Origin of the sequence: Microbulbifer zhoushanensis (assembly GCF_021729055.1) — a bacterium.
GTDB classification, from domain to species: domain Bacteria; phylum Pseudomonadota; class Gammaproteobacteria; order Pseudomonadales; family Cellvibrionaceae; genus Microbulbifer; species Microbulbifer zhoushanensis.
The window spans coordinates 264,186-287,629 of the sequence record NZ_JAJSAO010000004.1 but is presented as its reverse complement, the minus strand read 5'-3'; the positions used below and the strand labels follow the sequence as shown (position 1 = coordinate 287,629).

Sequence of the window (23,444 nt, the reverse complement as noted above, 5' to 3'; positions counted from 1 at the left end):
AGCGGCGTTATTGTCGTCGACCCCAGGGGGATTCCACATCGGTCGAACGGTCGCCCCATGAGAGCGGCCCCACTGAAAAAATAGACCGTACACCGGCGGTTGCAAGCCTGCAGCGCCGGGAAAAAGCCGTATCAGCATGGGCGATCAGGGCGCCCCGTGGGGCGCTGGCTAGACTGTCTTCATCAGTGGTGCAGCTACCCCAGAGCCGGGGTGGAGGTAAATATGTCGCGCAGCGCGATGACACGGGCCCTGTTGGTGTCATTATTGGCCTGCCCGCTCGCCCTGGCGGACCACGCAATCGCCACCGGCAGCGTGCACATCGCCCTGCGTTTGCCGGTCTCGGTCGAATTTGATGCCCCGGACCTGCAAAGTCCACGGCCTCGGGTCTGCATCCGTCGCGTGCCGGCGCGGCATTATTCTGTGCGGGTGGGGAGCGGGGCCGACTGGTCATCAGCTATTGCGCACAGGCAGCTGGAAGAGGGCTGTATCCCGGCCCCCGTAGGCAAGCACTCAGTCTTGTCCGGCCGGCAGGACGATGGCATTCTCGCGATCACGGTTGCCGCAGAGTAGTCGGGGCCGCGGGCTGTTGCCGGCACGTCTGTTCGGCATAGAATGGCGTCATGAACTTCACCCGCTCCCCTTTATTTGCCATCGGTGCCATGAAACGCGTTCTTACCCTGACCCTGCTATTGCTGGCCCAGCCCGCTCTGGGTGCCATGTCGCTGGACAAGATCATTGTCTACCTCACCGACCAGCCCAATTCCCGCGACGATATCGTGGTCTCAAACCCGGACCAGGAAACCCTCTACCTGCAGACGGAAATCTACCGTGTCGACAACCCGGGTATGCCCGACGAGAAACGGGTGCGGGTGGTGAACCCGAAGGAGTTCAAGTTGCTGGTGAACCCCGCACGTGCAGTGCTGGCCTCCGGGGAGCAGAAACGTTTCCGGCTTATGTCGCTGGAGCGCGACCTGGACCGGGAAAAGGTCTATCGGGTGACTTTCAAGCCGGTGGTGGGGGAAATCAAGTCTGATCGCACAGCGCTGAAAATCCTGGTGGCTTACCAGGCGCTGGTGTTTGTGCAGCCGGAAGAGGGGCGGGCACAGTTGGCACTTGAGCAAGGCGAAGAGGGCTGGCAGCTGACCAATCGCGGCAACATCAATACCGAGGTTTCGGAGGTCACTTATTGCCCCTCTCGAGCCAGTTGCCGCCCGCTGGATATGGCGGGGCGCATATACGCAGGGGCGGCCCTGGCCGTGGATGAGTCCCTGCAGTCGGGTGGGATGCTGAAATTGCTGGCACGGGGCAGGGAAAGCCGGCGGTTCGAAATACCGATCCCGGACTGAGCGGGACTATTGCACCTCTACTGTAATCGTCAGCTTGTCTGTGTAAGCCGTTTCCACCGCGCTCTCCAGCGCACTACTGTCCACTGCAATCACCAGCTGCATGTTCTCACCACCGCTGCCGCAGTTGTCCAGTGGATCCCCCGGCCACTGCGCCGCGCTCGGTATACCCTCCACCAGGTCCACAGGGCTGCCGCCGACACTGCCGGCAGCCACGCGATATTCTATCCTGTCGCCGACACCTAGGCCTTCGAGGATAAAACTCCCGGAGCCGGTATCACTGTCTGCGCGGATATTGAAATCCAGTCCCGCAGAGGTGGTCACGCAGAATGCCTGGCTGTTGCTACTGGCGGGGTAATCGATGCTGACATCGTCCAGCCCGCTGATTGCAATAGTGGCCGGGATGGTCACCGCAATGTCGATGGTTTCAGTGAAGGGTACGCACTCCTTGCAGGCATTCGCCGGTTGCCATAAAAGCCGGATACCGCCGGTGTAGGTACCGGGACGCAACGCGGTGGCGGTATCGCTTATCGCAAGCTGGAGTGAGGCGGGCTGGAATGTGGTGGTCCCGTTCAATTGACCGGAGCTGGTGCTCGGGGCCAGTTCCGCGAAGTTGCCGTTCCAGTTGTTATAAGTCAGCACCAGAGGCATTGAATCACCGTACTGGGAAACCAGTGAAAACTCGGTTCCTATCTCGGCGTAGGCGATAACACTGTATTTACTGGCCTGGAAAGTACCTTTGTTCTTGGGGCGCTTGCTGGTGACGCGAAAGCTAATTGCGCCTATCGCCTGCCCGGCAGTGGCACCCTGCAGGGTCACGCTGTAAGGGCTGTCAAAATCACACGCCTGCAGCAATGCATCGGGATCGCAGGCCGCATTGGTACCAGCGGCAGCCAGTAGCAAAAAAGCACCCGAGGTCAACAGGAACAACTTCTGGCAGAGCTGCTTAAGCATCCTGTTCCCCCGTCCGTTCGAGTCGGGCGCTTGCCGGTTCACATTCCGCTTTACCGAGATCTATCTCGCCCAGGTTGATCCAGTGCTTGCCAGCGATCTGGTCGGGCAGGGCCACATGGCAACCTTTCCAGCGCACTGGCGGCAAGGTCAGGGCGCGCGGGTCCCCGTGCATCTCCATCTGGAACACGCCGTTCTCGTCGGTGACAGTAGAGTATTCGCCAATGGTTATCCGGGCTTTTGCCTCCGGACGGCCGTTGCGCACAATGCGCCCCAGTGCCAGGATGAGTGGCTGGATGCGATAGCGTGCCCGGGCAACATTGCCCGGGTACAGGGTCAGGGATTCGCTTGTTTCGGTGTAATCGTGGAATCCATCGGACAGAGGTCGCAGGCTGACTTCATAGGTATCGAAGGAGGGCAGGTTCACTACCGAGCGCTGTTCGCCACGGGCGTAGCCGCGCCGGACACCGTTGACCAGGATTTCAAAATCCTCTTCAGGGCTGCCGTCGATATCCACTACCACGGCGCTCTGGTAGGGGCGCTCCCCACCCCAGGCAATGGTATCGCCATCACCTGCCAGGTTCGTGCTGAAACTCCCGACATAATTGAATGCCTCTGTGCCGGCGGAATCTGTCCATTGCAGGGACGAATCCAAGTAGCCGCGGTGGCCCGAAAGGCGGGTACGGCTGCCGAGGAAGTGGTCCCCGCCCGCGGTTTCAGCGGTCAGTCTTTGTTCCAGTTCCGCAGCCCAGGTGTCGCGGTCATTCCAGGTACTGTCCACACCCACGCGGTTGTCGAAACCGGTTTCGCTATACTCACTTCGCGCACGAGTCCCGTGCCCCCAGTGTTTGTCGCGCGCACGGAATTGTAGGCTCGCAGTGGAGAGGGGGCGGCCGTCCGCCTCACTGTGTGCCAGGGTCAGGTCTCCCAGCCAGTTGCGATTGCGGAGAATATTGCGGCGATATTCGAGGGTGATGAGTTCACCGGCGGACTCCAGCCCGGTGTCCAGCTCAAAGTCCGGTTCCACGAAGGCACCACCAAATTCCCGCGAACTGTATCTCAGAGTGAGCTGGCCATCCCAGAATTCCCGGCTGGCACTGGCATTGCGCTGGCGGAAACCTCGCCCGAGCAATGAGAAGTTATCTGCAGCGCGCGTCTTTTGCGCATTTTCCAGGTAAGACTCGCTTGCGTTGAGTCGGAACCACGGGGTCGTGACCTGCGCGGTGAGCCGGTGGCCCTGCCGGCCATCGGCGGTCTGCAGGAGGCTCGGGGAGATGGCGACGAATGGAGTCACCCAGCGTGCGCCCACTTCCAGCAGTTGCTCTGTCTCGGTGGCTGCCGCACTGGCAAATACCCCGGCACTGTCGTGGATACGTCGGGCCAGCCCGCCGCTCACCAGGTAGTCGCCCGCCGCTGTGGGCATCAGGTCTTTGGACAACTGGGCCGGGCGCCCCAGTTGCAGGCTCCAGCGCCACTCGCCGGGCGCGGGCAGGCGCGCATCCTTGGCAAAGAACTGGGTGAACTGCGCCAGTGGCCGGCCGCTCTCGTCGAAAGAGCGTACCTCTATCTCGTAGGCGCCGCCGGGAAGCGTGGACGTATCCAGCAGCTGGTTGCCGGCTTCCAGCAGTTCGCTGTGCAACAGCCGGCCATCGCGGTACACCTCCACCCGGCCGCGCAGCGGCATATTTACCTCCAGGGGGGCACCCTGCTGCTGGCGGTTGTCGGTGCGGCTGTTATAGGAGCTGCGGTACTCCAGGCCGTAAAGATAGGGGGCGGCAGCAAAGCTGCTGAACCCCTGTTGGGGCTGGATCAGGCCTGCTGCCCAGGCCCGGCCGCGGTAATCCTGTGCCCAGTTGAGCTGGTAAAGCTCGGCTCCACGCTCGTTGCCGGTGGCCCACTGGGCATGCACGCCACTCTCGCCGAAACCCAGGACCGAGCGGCCGAATAAGCTGGCAGTGGTGTCATCCGGGCCGGCATCTGTCCTTATGCCGCTCCAGCTACCGCTGAGGCTGTGGATGTAGGAAACATCACTGCTGGACTCGGGTAAATACGGGTCTTCCACTGCGGTGCGGCGGGGCAGCAGGTGCGGGGCGAAGAACAGGTCGACGCGGAAGCGATCCTCGTCATAGATCAGGGCAAAGTCATTTGGCTCAAGGAAGCCACAGCCGGAGTCCTGTCCACGACGGCATATTCGGTGCGCGTTGGTAGGGTGCTCTCCCTGTAGCAAAGGTATCACCTGCTCCGGTGGCAGCGCTTCCGGGAGCAGGGCCATCACCGCAGCGGGCTCATCAAAGCTGACCTGGCCTGGCGTCACCGTGACCGCGACAGCGCCGACCATGCGGCCCCCGAAATAGAGGTCTGCCACCAGCTGCTGGGGCTCGGTGAGGTCATCAAATCCGGCAGGGGGCGCCGTTTCCAGGGTGAACGCGGCCGTGCCTGCAGTGGGACAGCTGTAGCAGGCGGCGGTAAAGATGACAGCCGCGGTTAGGTACTTCATGGGAGGGGCATTGGTGCCGGGTATGGCCCGGCACCCTGGGCCGTCGTTATTCGGCCGTTACCAGGACGGTCAGCGTATCGCTGTATGAGCCACCTGCGGAATCCTGCCAGTCATCGGCCAGAACGCTGACAAACAGTTTGGCGTTTTCGTAGCCTACGCCGCATCTGAAGTCGCGACGGGCATTACCTGGAAGCAGGTCTCCCTGTGTGGCGGTCGAAGTCGCTGAAGAGGCAGTCTCGTCGTTGCTGTACCCAACGGAGTAGGGCACCGTCAAGCTGGCATTAGTAGTATTAGCCAGCAGGAATTGATCAGCTGTGCTGCCGTTGCCGCTATCAAACTGGATTGAGTAGGTGGCAAAGCCGGTACCACCGACACAGAAGGCATCCTCGCCAGCAGCATCGTTGCCAGCAGTTGGCGTCAAGTCAATATTGTCGAGCTGGTCGACGACGATCCGCTCCGGGATCGTTAGGTTGATCAGGATATCCTTGGAGTCAGTCTCTCCGGCAGCCATTACTGCACTGGGAACGGCAAATACCAGGATCGCAGCGGCACTGCGCAGAATAGTCTTCATGAAATTTCCCTTATAAAAGACAGGTCGATAGTGGGTTGTTATCAAGCTAATTTGTTATCGCTCACCCAGTTTTTAGGTACGGACGTAGCACCCTCTGGTTTTCGCGCCAATAATAAGGTTTTCGTGAACTTAGTCACGCTTTTTGCGGGTCTTTTTTGCACTTCCTGCCGGTATTTTGCGCGATTAGTCAGGTGGGACAGTTTTCGCGCCCCGACTGTGACCCGAAGCCCCACAGCGATATAATGCCGCGCCTCAAAAACACTCCCATTGATCTGGACCAGGCTTGTCATGACCGTAAGAACGCGTATCGCGCCGTCGCCCACCGGCGACCCCCATGTAGGTACCGCCTACATCGCCCTGTTCAACCAGTGCTTCGCCCGCGCCCAGGGCGGCAAGTTCGTGCTGCGGATCGAGGACACCGACCAGCAGCGCAGCACCCCGGAATCCGAGCAGGCCATCCTCGACAGCCTGCGCTGGCTGGGGCTCGACTGGGACGAGGGCCCGGACGTGGGTGGCCCCCACGGGCCCTACCGCCAGAGCGAACGCGGCGATGTCTATAAAAAATACTGTGACGAGCTGGTCGAGAAGGGCCACGCCTTCCATTGCTATCGCACCGCCGACGAGCTGGAACAGCTGCGCGAGGAACTGCGCGAGGCCGGCCGCACCGCGCTGAAGCCCAGCGATCTGGCCCTGCCGGAAGAAGAGGTGGAGAAGCGCCGGGCCGCCGGTGAGCCCTACGTGGTGCGTATGAACGTGCCCGAGAGCGGCACCTGCGTGGTGGAAGACCTGTTGCGCGGCACCATCGAGATCGACTGGGGCCAGGTGGATGCGCAGATCCTGCTCAAGTCGGATGGCATGCCCACCTATCACCTGGCCAACGTGGTGGACGATCACCTGATGGAGATCACCCATGTCCTGCGCGGTGAGGAGTGGATCAATTCCGCACCCAAGCACAAGCTGCTGTACGAGTACTTCGGCTGGGACATGCCGGTGCTGTGCCACCTGCCGCTGCTGCGCAACCCGGACAAGACCAAGCTGTCGAAGCGCAAGAACCCCACCTCCATCCTTTATTACCAGCGCGCCGGCTTTATGCCCGAGGCCCTGCTGAACTACCTGGGCCGCATGGGCTGGTCCATGCCGGACGAGAGCGAGAAGTTCAGCCTGGACGAGATGCTGGAGCACTTCGACATCATGCGCGTCTCCCTGGGTGGGCCGGTGTTCGACGTGGAGAAGCTGTCCTGGCTCAACGGACTGTGGATCCGCGAGCTGGAAGACGAGCAACTGGCAGACCGCCTGCAAAACTGGCTGCTCAACCGCGAGAACCTGCTCAAGGTACTCCCACACGCGAAAGGCCGCATGGAGACCTTCGGCGACTTCGCCCCGCTGGCCAGTTTCCTGGCCGCCGGCCAGCTGCCGCTCACGGAGGCCAGCTTCAGCGCCAACAAGCTGGAACTGGACGAGCAGAAGAAGCTGCTGCAGTTCGCCCTGTGGCGCCTGGAGGCCCTGCGTAGCTGGGACAAGGACAGCATCTTCCAGAGCATGAAAGCCCTGTCCCAGGCCATGGAGATCAAGCTCAAGGACTTCAATGCGCCGCTGTTCGTGGCCATCAGCGGGACCACTGCGTCCTTCTCGGTCATGGACGCCATGGTCCTGCTGGGCCCGGACCTCAGCCGTGCCCGCCTGCGCCATGCCGTGGATGTCCTCGGCGGTGCCGGCAAGAAAGTGCTGAAACGCTGGGAAAAGGAATACGCCAGCCTGGCGTAACCGCCCGTACCGGTCAGGGCGCACACAAGGTGCGCCCCTACGGCCAATACCGCCCGCACCCGTATACCGGAACCCCAGTAGGGGCGCACTTCGTGTGCGCCCGGATTCACGACCAGGCTGGCACAGTGACTCCCGGCCCGGGGCGCGCAAAAGACCGATCTCGACGCACCGGTCGTAACTGGTTGATTAAAAAGTTATTTTCCCTGTTGACAGGCGCCGGCCCGCTGTTAAAATGCGCCTCGCTTTCAGGGGAAACCCACAAGAAAGCAACCCAATTTGGGGCCTTAGCTCAGCTGGGAGAGCGCAACACTGGCAGTGTTGAGGTCAGCGGTTCGATCCCGCTAGGCTCCACCAAACAAAAAAACCCCGCATCGAAAGGTGCGGGGTTTTTGTTTGGCTTGAATTCAGAGGTCGAACCGCTGAAAGCGGTTTGATACCGTGGGGCGCCCAGCCTAGGCTCCACCAAATATGAAAAAGGCCGCATCCGAAAGGATGCGGCCTTTTTTGTTGTCCGCTGTCGCTGCGAAATCGAGGCAGGGCCATGGTGCATTACTGGCCGTGTTAGCAGCGCCCTGACGTCCAGTCGTGATTAGGGGGCATGTGTATTCCCGGCATGCTTGAAAGGATATCCTGGTAATTTATTTACAAAAAATTTGGGAAAATATTCCACGCTGCTGAACTGCCCATGTATCTGGCGGTCGTATTTCCTTGCAGTCCATATCACCGCGTACAGGGTTCTGTGATTGCCTAACATCATGATTTTTCAGCAAATATCCCTACAAAAAACTCGTGGAATCGCCATAAGCAATCCGGCATACTCTCGCCGGCATTAGTGAACTGGTTCGCATATTTGCTGACGATTGCTCTGTTTGTTTTTTGCTCGGATTCTTGCGAAGGCGCCTGTAGCAGTGAGTTGGCGTGATAGGTCATTTTTTGCCCAGCCAGGTCTGCTCAAACTGTGAGCGATCGCATTTCCTTTGAGGGGTTCTGATTCTGGTGCGTCAAATGCGCAGCGTCTTGCGAGAATTTTCAGGAGTGGCGCAGCTTAAGCTCCTGGTGAGGGAGTGCCGCTTATGGGGAAGCGGTTCGTGACCCGGGCAGTGCGCTGTAATCGCATGTAATCAGACTACAGCTGATTCGGTTGTGGTACGGGGGTTAAAATCCCCGCGTTGTGGAAAACGGAATTTGGCAAGGCCGCAAATACTAGCCGGTCATGCAACGGGGAAAAGAGAGGGAGTTCACAAAATGGTCCGGGTGGCTGCAATTTACGGGATTGTTGTCCGTTATTGATGCCGCGGGGCCGGTGGCCGCTAAAAGTAGGACACTGGTCCGGGGTTTGCATTGTCAAATCCCGGATACACGATAGCCTGCGAGCGGTGCCAAAAACAAACAAAAAAAGCTGTATTAAAAATGAACTCCATCACTCAACGCAGTCCCTGGCAGATCCAGCGCGACGTGGTCCACGCACTGCTGGTGCGCGAGATGAAGACCCGCTTCGGCAAGTGGCGCCTGGGCTACGCGTGGGTGCTGCTGGAGCCGGCCATGCACATCATGGTGCTGGCCTTTATTTTCAGCTTCCTGGGCCGGGAGTTTTACCCGGGTATTCCCACCATGCTGTTTATGCTCGGCGGTATCGCGCCGTTCCTGTTCTTTTCCCATTGTTTCCAAAAATCACTGGCTGCAGTGGAATCCAACCGGGGCCTGTTCAATTACCGCCAGCTGCGCCCGTTTGATGCGGTGATCACCCGGGTACTGCTGGAGTTCTGTATCTACCTGTTCGCGATGGTGGCGCTGCTGGGCATTCTGGCCTGGTTCGGGGTTTCTGCCACTTTTAATGATTTCCTGCTGCTGGTGGTGGTGAACCTGCTTTTCCTGGGGTTCTGCCTGGGGCTCAGTCTGGCCCTGTGTGTGCTCGGTGAGCGTTACCCCGAAGTGAGTAAGTTTGCCTCCATTGTTCCTCGCCCACTCTATTTTATGTCCGGGGTGTTTTTCTCCCTCGAGCAGATCCCGGAGGAGTACCACCCGTACCTGTCCTGGAACCCGCTGCTGCACGTAATCGAGCTGACCCGTGAGGGCCTGTTTGCCAGCTACCATGGCATGTTCGCCAACCTGCCGTACCTGGCGTTCAGTTCGGTGGCCATGCTGGCGTTTGGGCTGCTGGTCTATCGGGCGAACTGGCGTGACCTGGTACGCAGCCAATGATCGAGCTACGCAACCTCACCAAGTCATACCGCACGCCTCAAGGCCGCAAGGTGCTGTTCCGGGATGTCAGCGCGGTATTCCCGGAGAACAAGAACATCGGCATCCTCGGTCGCAATGGCGCCGGCAAGTCCACACTGCTGAAACTGATGGGCGGGATCGATTACCCGGATTCGGGTGAGGTTGTGACAGACAAGCGCATCTCCTGGCCCATGGGGCTGCAGGGTGGCTTCCAGGGCAGTATGACCGGGCGCGAGAACTGCGCCTTTGTGTGCGGTATCCACGGTATCTGGGGCACAGCCCGCCGCCGGGTGCTGGAGCGGGTGCAGGATTTTGCCGAGATCGGCGATTACTTTGATGCCCCGGTAAAAAGCTACTCCTCCGGTATGCGCTCGCGACTGGCGTTTGGCCTGAGTATTGCCGTTGACTTCGATGTATACCTGGTGGATGAGGTGATGTCTGTGGGGGACGCCCACTTCAAGCACAAGTGCGAGCAGGTGATTGCGGAAAAGCGCAAGACAGCAAACTTTATTATCGTCGCCCACGCTATGCCGCAGCTGAAAAAGAACTGCGATGTAGGCATCTACGTGGGGGAGGGCGGCCTGAAAATCTTCGACACGGTCGAGGAGGCAATTGCGCTGTACCAGCAGGGCCTGCCAAAGCCAAAGCAGAAACAACAGAATAACCAGCAGCCGGCAGCGGCTACCAGCCATTGATTTGGGGAAGCATCCAGCACTTATGGAAACAAAGGAACCGGTAGCGCCGGCGCACAACTCCCAGCCAGGGCCAGAAGGCAAGGGTGGAGAAGCGCAGGGCCTGAAAAAAGCCGCGGCCAGTGTAAAGGGCATGATGGCGCACTTCTCGGCCAACGAGCCGCAGGCGGACGCCTCACCCGTAGCCCGTAGCTGGCGTCGCTGGCAGGGGCTGGCGGTATTCGTACTGTTGCCTTTGCTGTTGGTCAGTGCTTACTACCTGTTCTGGGTCACCGAGCGCTATGTCAGTACCACCCAGCTGATCGTTAAAGAGAATGGCTCCGAGCCCAGTATGTCCTCGACGCTGGGATTCCTGGTGCCGGGTGTAGGCAGTGAAAGCCAGGATGCCCATCTGGTGGTGAATTACATCCACTCCCTGGATATGGCCCTGTTCCTGGACCAGGAGCTCAACCTGTCCGATTACTACAAGAGCACCGAGCACGATGTGTTCTCCCGCCTGGCTGCTGACGCATCACAGGAAGACTACCTGGAATACTACCGGGAACACGTGTCGGTAGCCTTTGATGAGCAGACCGGCATCATCACCATCGCTGCCCAGGCATTCGACCCGGACTTTGCCCGGCAGCAGGTAGAAGTGCTCACGCAAAAATCCGAGGACTTCGTCAACGCCCTCAGCAACCAGCTGGCGGACAAGCAGGTGGCTTTCGTGCGCACCGAACTGGAACTGGCCCAGACCAAGCTGCGCAGCGCCAAGCAGGAGATTCTGGATTTCCAGAACCGCAACAAGGTGGTCAGCCCGGAAGAACTCACCAGGGGCATCAGCAGCATTATCCAGGGGCTGGAGGCCAAGGTGTCCGAGCAGCGCGCCAGGCTCACCGCAGCCAAAACCTACCTGAACCCGGGCAGTTCCCAGGTGGTTTCCCTGCAAGCGGAAATCAGCGCACTGGAACAGCAGATCGAGGCGGAAAAAGTGCGCCTGGTGGGGGCCACCGAGGAAGACGGCGAGCAGCGGCTGAATAGCCTGAGCGCCCATTTCCAGAACCTGGAGCTGGACCTGCAATTCGCCATGGACGCCTACCAGGCAGCCCTCAAGGCACTGGAAACCGCACGGATGGAGGCATCTGGCCGGCTCAAGCACCTGATGACGGTGAGCAAGCCGTCACTGGCAGAAGAGGCGGAGTACCCGCGCAAATTCTATAACCTGGCCAGCCTGGCGGTGATCCTGCTATTGCTCTACGGCATTGGCAAGATGCTGGTTTCCAGTATTCGCGACCACCGGATTTGACAACCCGCGGGAGGTCTTCCCCCCGTAGGAGCCTGCTTGCAGGCGGGCAAACAAGCTGAAAATACGAAATAGAAAAACGGACAACATGAAACAGACACTGAAACAAGGCATGGGAATCCTGCTGCTGGCACTGTTGGGGAGTGCCGCATTCACCGCCCAGGCGCAGCTGGAAACCCAGCAGCTGGAGGGGGAGAGCGCGCAGATGCCGGCCGACAGTGGTGTACCGGTTTTTGGTGCCTCCCTGTTCCGCGGTGCCTTCAAGGACCAGCCGTTTTCCGGCTTCAACCCGTCCTACCGCATCACCGTGGGTGACCAGATCAACCTGCAGCTCTGGGGTGCCTACAGCTTCAGCGCCACCCTGCCGGTGGACCCGCAGGGCAATATCTTTATCCCGGAAGTGGGGCCAGTGCATGTGGCCGGCGTGGAAAACGGCGAACTGAACGAGTTCGTGCTGCGCCACGTGAAACGCGTATTCAAGAACAATGTGCGGGCCTACGCCAACCTGGAGGCCAGCCAGCCGGTGAAGGTTTTTGTCACCGGTTATGTGAAGAGCCCGGGCCTTTACAACGGCTATTCCTCTGATTCCATCCTCTACTACCTGGACAGTGCCGGTGGTATCGACCGCAAGAGTGGCAGCTTTATCGATGTCCGGGTGCAGCGTAATGGCCGGCTGATCGAAAAGGTAAACCTGTACAACTTTTTGGTGGAAGGCAGCATGCCGCCACTGCAGTTGCGCAATGGCGATTCCATTGTGGTTGGACCACGCAAGGGTGCGGTGACCATCGAGGGCGCCGTGCAGCAGCCGGCGCAGATCGAGTTTATCGGCCCCAGCACACACCTGGCGGAAATGCTGATGGTGGCCAAGCCGGATCCACAGGCCAATTTCGCCCGCATCACCCAGGTCATCGATGACCAGCAGCAGGCCACCTATGTGCCGCTGGAAGAGGCGCTCACTACCGCCCTGCACCCCGGCGCGCGGGTAGAGCTGATTCGCGATAACGAAATCCAGTCCATCTCGGTGAAAGTCACTGGTGAAACCGACGGCCCTGCCACTTATGTGATGCCCTACGGTGCAACCCTGGACGAACTGCTGGCGCAACTGCAATTCCGCGCCAATGCCGATCGGGACTCGATCCAGCTTTACCGCGAGAGCGTGGCAGAAAAGCAGCGCGTGGCACTGGAGCGCTCGCTGGATGCCCTGCAGATGGAAGTGCTCACCCGCCAGCCCAATACCGACCTGGAGAAGGCGGCGCAGAGAGATAATGCGGCCATGATCCAGAGTTTTATCAAGCAGGCCCGCAAGGCACAACCGCGCGGGCAGGTGGTACTGGCCAATACCCCCAATGCCGGTGACATGCTGCTGGAAGATGGCGACGAACTGGTGGTGCCGGTGAAGACCTCCACCATCTCCGTGGTGGGTGAGGTGGTGTTCCCCACCTCGCTGGTCTACAACGACCGGCGCACACTGGAAGACTATATCGAGCTGGCGGGCGGCTTTGCCAACAACGCCAACCAGGACGAACTGGTGATCTTGCACCTGGACGGTACTATCAGCCGCATCGAAGACAGCAAGTTCGACAACCGCCTGGGTGAAGCCCTGCGGCCGGGGGACGAGATCATGGTGATGCCCAAGATCAATTCCAGCGAGCTGCAGGTGACCAAGGATGTCACGGAAATTTTGTACCGTATTGCTGTCGGGACCGCCGCAGTACTGTCGTTCTGACGTGCGGACCGATAAGTATTTTAAATCCTGGAATCGCGGAGAGCGCTCATAACAGGTTAACCAGCCCGGAGCCGGGCAAGAAGAGGTAGCGGCAGAAATGGCCGCAATTTTGCGAAGCAGTGGTATCCCGGGCCAGCATGGCACAGCCCCTGAATCATTATGAGGATGATTCTGGGCGTGCCGGCCCAGTGACTGCCGCCGCGAACAACAAAAGGGGGACTTATGGAAGCACTATCAATGGAAAAGGAACTCTCCGCCCGCAAGGGCATTATCCTGGCTGGCGGCTCGGGCACGCGCCTGTACCCGCTCACCAAAGGCGTCAGCAAGCAGCTGATGCCGGTTTATGACAAGCCGATGATCTATTACCCCCTCACCACGCTGATGCTGGCGGGTATCAGGGATATCCTGATCATCACCACGCCTACGGAACAGCAACTGTTCCAGAACCTGCTGGGTGATGGCAGCCAGTGGGGCGTCAATCTCACCTACGCCGTGCAGCCCTCCCCGGATGGCCTGGCGCAGGCATTTATTATCGGCCGCGAGCACGTGGGCAACAGCCCCAGTGCACTGGTGCTGGGTGACAATATCTTCTATGCAGAGCGCTTTAATGAAGTACTGCGCAATGCGGATGCCCGCCAGCAGGGCGCCACGGTATTCGGCTACCACGTGGCGGATCCCCGCGCCTACGGCGTGGCCGAGTTCGATGCCAATGGCAAGGTCATCAGCATCGAGGAAAAGCCGGCGCAGCCCAAATCCAACTATGCCGTTACCGGCCTGTACTTCTACGACAACCAGGTGTGCGACCTGGCGCGGGAGATCAAGCCGAGTCACCGTGGCGAACTGGAAATTACCGACCTCAACCGTATCTACCTGGAGCAGGGACTGCTGAATGTGGAACTGATGGGCCGTGGCTCCGCCTGGCTGGATACCGGTACTCACGACAACCTGCTGGATGCCGCCCATTATGTGCAGACCATCGAGCGCCGCCAGGGCCTGAAAATCGCCTGCCCGGAAGAAGTGGCGTTCCGCAAGGGCTTTATCGATGCCGCCATGCTGGAAGAGCAGGCGCAACCGCTGATCAAGAGTGGTTACGGCGAGTACCTGATGCAGATACTGGCCGAGTCACGGAGCGACCACGCCTTCGGGCGCTGATTCACTGGGCTTCAGATTGCCGGGAATATCACCCAGCGGTTCTGCGCTGGACGACCTATTGATGACCAGACAATTTCCAGGATAAGTAGTATGAAAATTATCGAGACGAAAATTCCCGAAGTGAAAATTATCGAGCCGAAAGTGTTCGGTGACGAGCGTGGGTTTTTCTTTGAGTCCTTCCGCCATGACGTCTTCAGCCGCGAGTGTGCTGACCGAATCTTTGTGCAGGACAACCATAGCAAGTCCAGCCAGGGCATCCTGCGGGGCCTGCATTACCAGAGCCAGAACACCCAGGGCAAGCTGGTGCGTGTTACCGCCGGTGAGGTGTTTGATGTGGCTGTGGATATGCGCAAAAGCTCGCCTACCTTTGGCCAATGGGTGGGCGTCACCCTGTCCGCTGAAAACAAGCGGCAGCTGTGGGTGCCGGAGGGCTTTGCCCACGGTTTCTATGTAACCAGCCAATCCGCCGAGTTTGTCTACAAGTGCACCGACTATTACGCGCCGGAGTTCGAGCACTCCCTGCGCTGGGATGACCCGGACCTGGCCATTGACTGGCCGCTGGTGAACGGTGAACAACCAAAGCTGTCGGCCAAAGACGCCGAGGGCAGCTTGCTAAAAGATGCAGTCACTTTCGCCTGACACTGGCCGCGTAATTGCTGCCTGTGCCATGCAGTAATCTCTTGCCGAATTTGATCCGGTAACGGGTTCCAGGGCAGGCGCAAGCAGAGCCACATGGCGGACAACCCCGCAGGCTAAACAAGTAGAGCCAAAAGGCCGCAAAGAACAAACAAGAACGCACAGAACCAAATGAAGATATTAATCACCGGCAAGAACGGCCAACTGGGCCAGCAGCTGCAACAGGATGCACCAAAAGGAGTCGAGCTGGTGGCTCTGGGCCGCGAAGATCTCGATATCAGCGACCGCGCTGCCGTCTTTAGTGCGCTGGATGAACACCGCCCGGATGTGGTGATCAACGCTGCCGCCTACACCGCTGTCGACAAAGCTGAGTCAGAAGTAGACTGCGCCTACTCCATCAACGCCACCGGCCCGGAAAACCTGGCCGTGGCCTGCAAGGAGTTTGGTGCACGGCTGATCCACGTATCCACCGACTTCGTTTTCGACGGCAGCAAGTCCAGCCCCTATACGGTAGAGGACGCAATCCGTCCGCTGGGCGTCTACGGCGGCAGCAAGGCTGCGGGCGAAGTCGCCGTGCAGGCCATCCTGCCGGAAGCCGTTATTGTCCGCACCGCCTGGGTGTACGCCGCCCATGGCAACAACTTCGTCAACACCATGCTGCGCCTGATGAACGAACGGGACCAGTTGGGTGTGGTGGCTGACCAGATAGGTACACCCACCTGGACCGGCACCCTGGCCAGGGCCCTTTACTCACTGGCCGCCAACGATTGCGCCCAGGGTATCTATCACTGCACTGACGCCGGCGCTGCCAGCTGGTACGACTTCGCCGTGGCCATCTACGAAGAGGGCAAAGCCAGCGGCCTGATCCCGGCCGATAAAGAAGTCAGCATCGACCCAATCACCACCGCCGACTACCCAACCCCCGCCTCCCGTCCACCCTACAGCGTGCTGGAAAAGCGGGTAGAGGTGAACGGCAAGGGTATCAAGCTGCACCACTGGCGCCAGGTCCTCCGCCAGGTCCTGCAAAGCAAGGCGAACTAGAAACCGACTACCACCGGCATCCCAGTCAATCGTGGGCTCCGGAAACTGAGAAACTTGTAGGAGCGGCCCATGGCCGCGAAAGAGAAGACGAAAAACCGAACAATGAGCAATTTACTAGTCACCGGCGGAGCCGGCTTCATAGGCGCCAACTTCGTCCACTACTGGATGAAAACCTACCCCCAGGACAAGGTCGTCGTGCTGGATGCGCTGACCTATGCCGGCAACAAAGCCAACCTGGACCCGGTAGCAGAGAACCCAAACTTTTTCTTCTGCCACGGCAATATCTGCGATACCGCACTGGTAGAGATGCTCCTGAAAGAGCATCGCATCGATACCCTGGTGCACTTTGCCGCAGAGAGCCACGTAGACCGCTCCATCACCGGCCCGGATGCCTTTATCGAGACGAATATCATCGGCACCCACAGCCTGCTGAAGGCCGCTAAGAAAATCTGGCTGGACGAGGGCCTCAACAAAGAGAGCCATCGCTTCCACCACGTCTCGACAGACGAAGTCTACGGCACCCTTGGTCCGGAAGACCCTGCTTTCAGTGAAACCACACCCTACGCACCCAACAGCCCGTACTCGGCCAGCAAGGCTGCATCGGACCACCTGGTGAGGGCGTATCACCACACTTACGGGCTGAAAGTCACTACCAGTAATTGTTCCAACAACTACGGGCCCTATCACTTCCCGGAGAAGCTGATTCCGCTGGTCATCACCAACATCTTGCAGGACAAGCCGCTGCCCATATATGGGGATGGCCAGCAGATACGGGATTGGCTGTATGTGGAAGATCATGCGCGTGGTATCGATCTGGTGATCAAAAACGGCCAACTGGGAGAGTGCTACAACATTGGTGGTGTTAACGAATGGGCCAATATCGATATCGTCAAGTTAATCTGTAGGCTGGTTGATCAGGCATTTGTGGAGTGCCCCCTGCTAGCTGAACGTTTTCCAAAGGCTGCTAAAGCCAGCGAAGGCAATTCAGCAGCGCTGATCACATATGTTGAAGACCGAGCGGGTCACGACCGCCGGTATGCAATTGATCCAACCAGATCCAATAACGAACTGGGCTACGAGCCCCGGGAAACCTTTGACAGTGGCATCGCTAAAACAGTGAATTGGTTTCTGAATAACGAAGAATGGTGGTCTGCTGTGATGGATGGCAGTTACCAAAGCTGGATCAAGGAACAATACCAGGTAACCAACCCCACTCTGGGAGCATCAAAGTGAGGGGCACTGTGCGCCTTTTTACCAAGACATTCGCCTCCGGGCCGGAAACAATCGAAACTGATCCTGTGCGGGTCTGGGTAGACGTATGTGGTGTAGTTAATGAGCGCCATCTGCTGATCCAGGGCTGGGCATTCCATCCCGGCCATGCCGCTGTCGATTTCGAACTCAATCTGATTGAGAGCAAGGAAGAGTCGCGCAAGTCAAGCAAGACGGAACTCCCGTTCTCACTCTTGCGGACCACTCGAATGGACGTAAGCAAGCATTTCGCAAACGAGGGCGAGGAGAATCGTTGGGGTTTTAGCCTCCTGGCAGACTGGGTTCACGACCGGTTACCAGACCATGAGCAGCTCACCCTGGAGATCAAGGCTGGTGAAGATCGGTACATTGTTGAGTTGAAGCCTTTTACGACCCTCAACGGTGAGGAGCTTTTCGGCCACTGCACCACCTGGCGGAGTGAGGAAAAGGTCAGGTTGAAACGCGCACTGCAGCGACATATGGGCAATAAGCTCTTTGAAATCCCCGGTCTGCGAAAACTCAGCGAGGAACAGCTTCGCCAGAGCGTAAACTGGCACTGGGAAAACTTGCTTGCGGTGCCGGGCAAGGGCCTGTTTATGTCTGGTTGGCTCCTTGATGGGCAACAGGGTCTTTCTTCCTTGGTTATCCGCACAACTGATGGAACCTATAGCGAGAACCTGCTCGAAAACTCTGCACGTTATCCTCGCCCGGATGTGCTTGATGCCTTTCCGGGCAGAGCGGATGCTTCCTATCGACCCGGGTTGTATGCCTGGATCGAGATGCCGCACCTTATAGAGCGTGCCCAGCTGGAGATGGTGTTTATTACCCGCGAAGGTGCAGTATGCGAACTTCCAGTGCAGCAAAAGATAGTGGGCCAGGATGTTGGCCTCGCCAGTCAGCAGGTGCTGGTTAACTTCGAGGTCGGAGGCAGCGACTACCAGGGCAATATGCAGCAGCACATCGGACCTGCGTTGGCGGCACTGTGGCAGCACCGCAGGGAGAGTCTCGGTGAGATGGAAGTAGAGCAGCTACAGTTTGGCCCCGCGGTGCACAAGCCCTGGCGCAGCGTCATCGTGCCCCTTTACGGCCGCTACGATTTCCTGCTGCACCAGCTAGCCCAGTTCACCAACGACAGTGATTTTTCCGAGACTGAGCTGATCTACGTTCTCGACGATCCAAGGCTGTACAACGAGTTTATCCCTTTCTGTCACGATACCAGCATGTTGTTTCCAGTGAGCTTCCGTGTCCTGTATGCCGGGCGAAACCTGGGTTATGCCGGCGCCAATAACCTGGGCGCACGCTTTGCTACAGCCGATAAACTGGTACTGCTGAATTCAGATGTGATTCCCAGTGAGAGTGGCTGGCTGTCACGGATCGAAGAAAAAGCCCAAAGCCTTACAGACATTGGCGTGGTGGCCCCGAAGCTGGTATTCGACGATGGCACCATCCAGCATGTCGGCATCGATTTTGCTAAAAACCCCCGCTTTGGCGACGTGTGGCTGAACGAGCACCCGGGCAAAGGCAATCCGGAGTGGTTGGTCGAGCAACCCCCCGTTGCCGAGTCGCCGGCAGTCACGGGTGCCTGCATGTTTATTGACAAGGCACTCTACGAATCCGTTAGGGGCCTCGATGAAACCTATGTGCTGGGCGATTTCGAAGACACGGACCTGTGCCTCAAACTCCGCAAGGCGGGTTATCGGCACTATGTGCTCGGCGATGAAAAACTCTATCACCTGGAGCGCCAGTCCCAGGACCTGTTCGATAACCGGGACTGGAAATTCAAGATCACCCTCTATAACGCCTGGCAGCATACCGAGCGTTGGGGCAGCCTCATTGAAGAGTTGGTGCGGTAGGAGAAACCAATGAGCGAACAAAAAATCCTGATTATCTCCCACGGGCACCCGGACCACAGTAAGGGCGGGGCAGAAGTGGCTGCCTATAATTTGTTTAAGGAATACGAGCGCCGGGGGTTGGATACGGTCTTCCTGGCCCGTACGGACCAGCCGTCCCACGGTGGCTCCGCCTTCTCGACGATCAATTCCGAGCGCGAGATCCTGTTCCATACCCATATGTCGGACTTCTTCCTGTTCCAGTCGGGGAACAAGAAGCATGTCTGGCAGGACTTCCGCGCACTGTTGCAGCGCTACCAGCCCACGGTGGTCCACCTTCATCACTATATCCATATGGGGCTGGAGCTAATTCGGGAGGTCAAGAACACCTTGCCGGAAGCCCGCATTGTGCTGACCCTGCACGAATACCTGGCCATCTGTGCCAATAACGGCCAGATGGTCAAGCCGGGCAAGCAGATGAAACTCTGCTATAAGTCGTCGCCAACGGACTGTGCCCGCTGCTTCCCAGAGCGCTCGGCCGCGGACTTCTTCCTGAGGGAGAAGTACATCAAATCGATTTTTGACCTGGTGGATGTCTTTGTTTCTCCCAGCCACTTCCTGATCGACCGCTACAAAGCCTGGGGCATTCCCGAGGAAAAGATGGTCATGATTGAGAATGGCCAGCCGGAAGTGGAAGCTCCACGTCCGCGCCCTCTCGCTGATGGTGAGGTGCGTGGGCGCTTTGCCTTCTTCGGCCAGATTAACCCCTTCAAGGGCGTGGACGTGATGCTGGAGGCCTTCAAGCTTCTGCCCGAAGATATCAAAGAAAAAGTTCATCTGGATATCCACGGCGCAAATTTGGAAGGCCAGACGGAAGAATTTCAGGAGAAAATTCACGATCTGCTTGAAGAGCTGGATGATCTTGTGACGCTACATGGCCCTTATGAGTCCCATGAAATTGGAAGGCTGATGGAGCAAGCTGATTGGGTCATCATTCCCTCAGTTTGGTGGGAAAATTCGCCCATGGTTATTCAGGAGTCCTACAATCATGGACGTCCTCTAATAGGATCTGACTTAGGCGGTGTTGGTGAAAAAATCTCAAAAAATAAAGGTGGGCTTACTTATAAGGGGCGCACTTCATCAAGTTTGCGTTCGGTTCTCATGGAGGCGGTTTCTTGTTATGGGGCTTGGCAAGATTGTCGGAATGCAATTGCACAACCAATAAATATGATTGAGTGTTCTAAGCTTCATCTTGAGTGCTATTAAGGTAGAGAAAGAAAGAAATGAAAGAGGTTATAGTTCACGTAGGGCTTCATAAAACGGCGACATCCACGATACAGTCAACGCTCGCGAGAAATGCGGATTGCATGTTGTCTAAAACGGGATATAAATATCCTGTCTTTAATCTTGATGGGCGCACAATTGAAAATCATTCGATACCGATATATAGCCTTTTTTCAGAGTCGCCATCCACGTACCATATTAATGTTCGTTGGGACGTTGATGTCCAAGAGGTAAACAAAGAATACAGGCGTCAGCTAGATGAGTGCCTCGAGCGACATGAAAAGCTAATTTTTTCAGGCGAGGATATATCGATCCTCTCCGAGAGGTCGTTAGCTAAGTTTAGAGATTATTTAAGTAATTTTGGATTTAGAGTACGAGTTATTTCCTTTGTGAGAAGGCCATACTCCTTTCTATGTTCTATGCTTCAGCAAAACATTAAGGGGGGGCAAGAAAGCCTGAGTAAAATTTCCGTTCCAAAGGCATCACTGTTAATAAGAAATTTGAAAGGGATTTTTCCTGAAATTGAGTTTTACTCGTTCGAAAGAGCTTGTCAGTCATCTTTTGGGCCGGTTGGTTTTTTTCTCGAATTGATCGCTGCTGAGCAGGCGACATATATAAATACTGTTAATGCCAACGAGGGCCTGGGTGACGAGACAGTTAGGTTGATTAATTATATTAATAGCCAGTATCCGAGTATAGTTGACGGCAAGTTGAACCCTTTGCGAGATGATATCCATCACTTTAATTCAGAGCTCGACTTTGATGATAGAAAGTTTCTATTATCCGATGATGAACTGCAGGCTGTTCGAGCGGAATTAGAAGAAGAAAATAATGCGTTAAGAGATATGTTAGGAGATGAATGCTGTGATAAGGACTTCCCAACGAATACGGGGGGAGGCTTTAATCATGAAATGCTGACATGCTTAGTTCGCCAATCTCAGCAACTTCCGTTTCATATCAGACTTTGTATCTATGACTATCTTCGGAATCGAGGGGTACATGCTATAGACTGCTTTAAGGGGTTGCTGATGGGCGGTCAAGAGATGGAGTTTGATGCTGTTACTTTGCGAGACACAGCTCTTTATTGGGAAGGGCGAGATATTGAGGTCGCATACAAGTTTATGTGTATGGCCAAAAAATTACGGCCTCACGGAGAGCTAATATCTAAGAAAGTAGAGGTTTATAAGGAGGCGTTGGAGCTTGAGTGAACTTGAGTCTTGTGAAATGAGAACGAAAATATTTTTTGCTTCTGCGACGTCCGGAACAGGATCCATGATCCGTATACTGTGTCGCCTCGGAGGCTATTGCGAGCGGGAAAGCAAGTTTGTTGATCGTTTCATGCTTGACGGCAGATTGGCAGAGCTTAGGGATTCTACGGTACCGCAGGACGGTAAGTTCCATGTTTTTAATAGGCCGATAGATTTTAATCGGCAGACAACCCTTTCTAATTACGATTTCTCATTGAATTTTAGGGATCCAAGAGATCGGCTTTGTAATATGTTTCATTGGACCCAGAGCCACCCTGCTCCGGGAGTTAGTGAGGACGTATTGAATGAGAGAAGAAGAAGAATTGCAGAGCAAGGGATTGACTCTTGGGTGCTCAAGCAGGCTGCAGCCGAGATTAGATATTATGATAACTTTTGGTGGCTAATAAATGAGTTGCGGGATCGTTATAAGCTGCTCACCTATGCTCAGCTTTGTTTGGATTTTGATGGGTTTGTAGATGCCGCCGCGGACTTTGTTGGTGTGGACCTGTCAGATGAATTAAGAGAGCAGGTAGAGCCGGAAAGAGTAGAGAATTTAGCTGGAAACCCTAAGTGGGTTGGGAATCGCTGGTCTGGCTCCGATACTATGCCTGGTAGATATAAAAAAGAGCTCAAAGAAGAGACAATTGCAAGGCTAAATAGTACGCTTTCGGAAGTTTTGAGTCGAATGGCTAAAATAGATTCTAATTATAGCCATTTGTATCTCGAGGGTGTTTGATGGCCTCTCTCCGGAGATGTGAGCATTTTAGTTTGGATGAGCGTTAGTTGATTATGAGCGATTTTAGCTCAGTAGAAAAAGTTACAGATTACGTCAAGGTTCTTCAGAACCCTAATTCGAATGATGTTGTTTTGGCATTCTCAGGCGTTAATAATCCTCCTGGAAGGTTTCAGTACTATAAGCAACTGCAGTCTGTTGGTGCTAACGTCATACTTATGAATTCTTCTCGTGAGAGCTATTATCAATTTGGCATCGATGGTGTAGGAGAATTATCTGATTCAATTGAATTTCTATCTGATATTGTGGCTAAACTAAGAAAAGCTGATGGAAAGGTCACGACTTTTGGGTGTTCAATGGGAGGTTATGGTGCGCTTCTCTATGGAGCATTTCTCGGTGCGGATAATGTAATCTCTCTATCCCCTTCCGGCCCTCGATATTGCGCGTCTATCTATTCTGCGGATTGCCATGCTAAAAATATAGAGAGATTTTATGAGTTAAAAGACAAGATTATGTTGAGTCCCGCTAAAAAGAAAGTACTTTATGGGGATGAGATTATCCACGACCATCTGTCTTATTTGGAGTTTGCTGGGCTCAATAATAGTTGTGTTTTAATGTTTGAAGGTGTTAAGCACGCTGTTGTCCAACCTTTGATTATCCATTACGGAGCAAGGCGTCTGGTTAGCGCCTCAAATATTGAGTTCTTCACGAACACGTTTTTGCCGGAGCAGGATAAACATTTTCAGTTCTTGTCTGAGTTTATAAGATTAATATATTCTCCTTATTCAACGTCTGCTCTGGATGAATTTGAGAGGGCTTGGGCCGCCAATATAAGAGATAGTGATTCGTATATTTATACGCTGTCTAGCTGTTATCTGAACATAGGCGATGTTGATAGGGCTTCCAAGATTTTGTCTTCGTCTCTTTCCGGAGGTGCTAAGTCCTCTGTCAAGCTATTTTCTATGCTGGAGGCTGTTTTTGATCGTATAGAGAGCGGCATTCTAATTGATTTCATAAAAGAAAGTTGGTTGGCTTTGGAAGATGATTATCGTGTTACTCCGCCGGATAAAATGGCAATTAGGCGTAGTATTTTTAGGATTCTTAAGAGCGTTGCTCCTGAGGTTCTCAGGCAATCTGGTTTTCTTTCGCAAGCAGGTGTCCCTGTCGAATTGCTTGAGGGGCGCGCCTAAGGGCTTTTAGTAGTCTGCCGCCAGGTATCATATTTTTC

The 23,444-nt window shown here is 56.2% G+C and carries 19 protein-coding genes and 1 tRNA gene; 17 read left to right on the top strand and 3 right to left on the bottom strand.

Features of this window, described 5'->3' with window-relative positions; all coding sequences use genetic code 11:
- Positions 1-222 precede the first annotated feature (222 nt).
- Positions 223-570: a hypothetical protein gene (locus LVD10_RS09910; protein ID WP_237063490.1), complete on the top strand. Its 348-nt coding sequence runs from the start codon at positions 223-225 to the stop codon at positions 568-570.
- 89 nt (positions 571-659) lie between these two features.
- Complete coding sequence (locus LVD10_RS09905) at positions 660-1,346, top strand: fimbria/pilus periplasmic chaperone (RefSeq protein WP_500793343.1); 687 nt, start codon at positions 660-662, stop codon at positions 1,344-1,346.
- A gap of 6 nt (positions 1,347-1,352) precedes the next feature.
- On the opposite strand, the gene LVD10_RS09900 is transcribed toward LVD10_RS09905, so the two are convergent.
- Genes LVD10_RS09900 through LVD10_RS09890 form a run of 3 tightly spaced genes read right to left on the bottom strand, consistent with a single transcriptional unit; the run spans position 1,353 to position 5,362 of the window.
- On the bottom strand, positions 1,353-2,297 hold the full coding sequence (locus LVD10_RS09900; protein ID WP_237063486.1) for a hypothetical protein: 945 nt from the start codon (positions 2,295-2,297) through the stop codon (positions 1,353-1,355).
- Entirely contained in the window at positions 2,290-4,791 is a 2,502-nt protein-coding gene (locus LVD10_RS09895; RefSeq protein ID WP_237063484.1) for a TcfC E-set like domain-containing protein, read from the bottom strand. Before LVD10_RS09895 ends, LVD10_RS09900 begins: the two co-directional genes overlap by 8 nt.
- Before the next feature lie 46 nt (positions 4,792-4,837).
- Positions 4,838-5,362, bottom strand: coding sequence for a hypothetical protein (locus LVD10_RS09890; RefSeq protein ID WP_237063482.1), 525 nt, complete (start codon positions 5,360-5,362; stop codon positions 4,838-4,840).
- Between the two features lie 288 nt (positions 5,363-5,650).
- Between LVD10_RS09890 and gltX the strand changes: the two genes are divergently transcribed.
- From gltX to LVD10_RS09815, 15 genes are all read left to right on the top strand, one after another.
- Positions 5,651-7,126 (top strand): glutamate--tRNA ligase, encoded by a 1,476-nt coding sequence (gene gltX / locus LVD10_RS09885; protein WP_237063480.1) that lies wholly within the window; start codon positions 5,651-5,653, stop codon positions 7,124-7,126.
- Between the two features lie 278 nt (positions 7,127-7,404).
- Positions 7,405-7,480 (top strand) — tRNA-Ala (locus LVD10_RS09880).
- 1,056 nt (positions 7,481-8,536) lie between these two features.
- The gene (locus tag LVD10_RS09875; protein ID WP_237063478.1) at positions 8,537-9,328 is read left to right on the top strand and encodes an ABC transporter permease; all 792 of its coding nucleotides are present in this window, start codon (positions 8,537-8,539) and stop codon (positions 9,326-9,328) included.
- Positions 9,325-10,041 (top strand): ABC transporter ATP-binding protein, encoded by a 717-nt coding sequence (locus tag LVD10_RS09870; RefSeq protein WP_237063477.1) that lies wholly within the window; start codon positions 9,325-9,327, stop codon positions 10,039-10,041. The genes LVD10_RS09875 and LVD10_RS09870 overlap by 4 nt, the downstream gene beginning before the upstream one ends.
- Before the next feature lie 22 nt (positions 10,042-10,063).
- Positions 10,064-11,323 (top strand): KpsE/RkpR family capsule polysaccharide export protein, encoded by a 1,260-nt coding sequence (locus LVD10_RS09865; protein WP_237063475.1) that lies wholly within the window; start codon positions 10,064-10,066, stop codon positions 11,321-11,323.
- An 85-nt stretch (positions 11,324-11,408) separates the two neighbouring features.
- Positions 11,409-13,046, top strand: coding sequence for a polysaccharide biosynthesis/export family protein (locus LVD10_RS09860; RefSeq protein ID WP_237063473.1), 1,638 nt, complete (start codon positions 11,409-11,411; stop codon positions 13,044-13,046).
- 222 nt (positions 13,047-13,268) lie between these two features.
- Positions 13,269-14,198: a glucose-1-phosphate thymidylyltransferase RfbA gene (gene rfbA / locus LVD10_RS09855; RefSeq protein ID WP_237063470.1), complete on the top strand. Its 930-nt coding sequence runs from the start codon at positions 13,269-13,271 to the stop codon at positions 14,196-14,198.
- 90 nt (positions 14,199-14,288) lie between these two features.
- Positions 14,289-14,837: a dTDP-4-dehydrorhamnose 3,5-epimerase gene (gene rfbC / locus LVD10_RS09850; RefSeq protein WP_237063468.1), complete on the top strand. Its 549-nt coding sequence runs from the start codon at positions 14,289-14,291 to the stop codon at positions 14,835-14,837.
- Between the two features lie 168 nt (positions 14,838-15,005).
- On the top strand, positions 15,006-15,875 hold the full coding sequence (gene rfbD, locus LVD10_RS09845; protein WP_237063466.1) for a dTDP-4-dehydrorhamnose reductase: 870 nt from the start codon (positions 15,006-15,008) through the stop codon (positions 15,873-15,875).
- 69 nt (positions 15,876-15,944) lie between these two features.
- Positions 15,945-17,108, top strand: coding sequence for a dTDP-glucose 4,6-dehydratase (rfbB, locus tag LVD10_RS09840; RefSeq protein ID WP_369413278.1), 1,164 nt, complete (start codon positions 15,945-15,947; stop codon positions 17,106-17,108).
- 8 nt (positions 17,109-17,116) lie between these two features.
- Positions 17,117-18,976 carry a glycosyltransferase gene (locus LVD10_RS18055; RefSeq protein ID WP_237063464.1) on the top strand — a complete coding sequence of 620 codons (1,860 nt, stop codon included), beginning with the start codon at positions 17,117-17,119 and terminating at the stop codon, positions 18,974-18,976.
- A gap of 9 nt (positions 18,977-18,985) precedes the next feature.
- Complete coding sequence (locus LVD10_RS09830) at positions 18,986-20,218, top strand: glycosyltransferase family 4 protein (RefSeq protein WP_237063462.1); 1,233 nt, start codon at positions 18,986-18,988, stop codon at positions 20,216-20,218.
- Between the two features lie 17 nt (positions 20,219-20,235).
- On the top strand, positions 20,236-21,444 hold the full coding sequence (locus tag LVD10_RS09825) for a hypothetical protein (protein WP_237063460.1): 1,209 nt from the start codon (positions 20,236-20,238) through the stop codon (positions 21,442-21,444).
- Positions 21,437-22,219 (top strand): hypothetical protein, encoded by a 783-nt coding sequence (locus LVD10_RS09820; RefSeq protein WP_237063458.1) that lies wholly within the window; start codon positions 21,437-21,439, stop codon positions 22,217-22,219. The genes LVD10_RS09825 and LVD10_RS09820 overlap by 8 nt, the downstream gene beginning before the upstream one ends.
- Before the next feature lie 53 nt (positions 22,220-22,272).
- Positions 22,273-23,406: a hypothetical protein gene (locus tag LVD10_RS09815; RefSeq protein WP_237063456.1), complete on the top strand. Its 1,134-nt coding sequence runs from the start codon at positions 22,273-22,275 to the stop codon at positions 23,404-23,406.
- Positions 23,407-23,444: the final 38 nt, after the last annotated feature.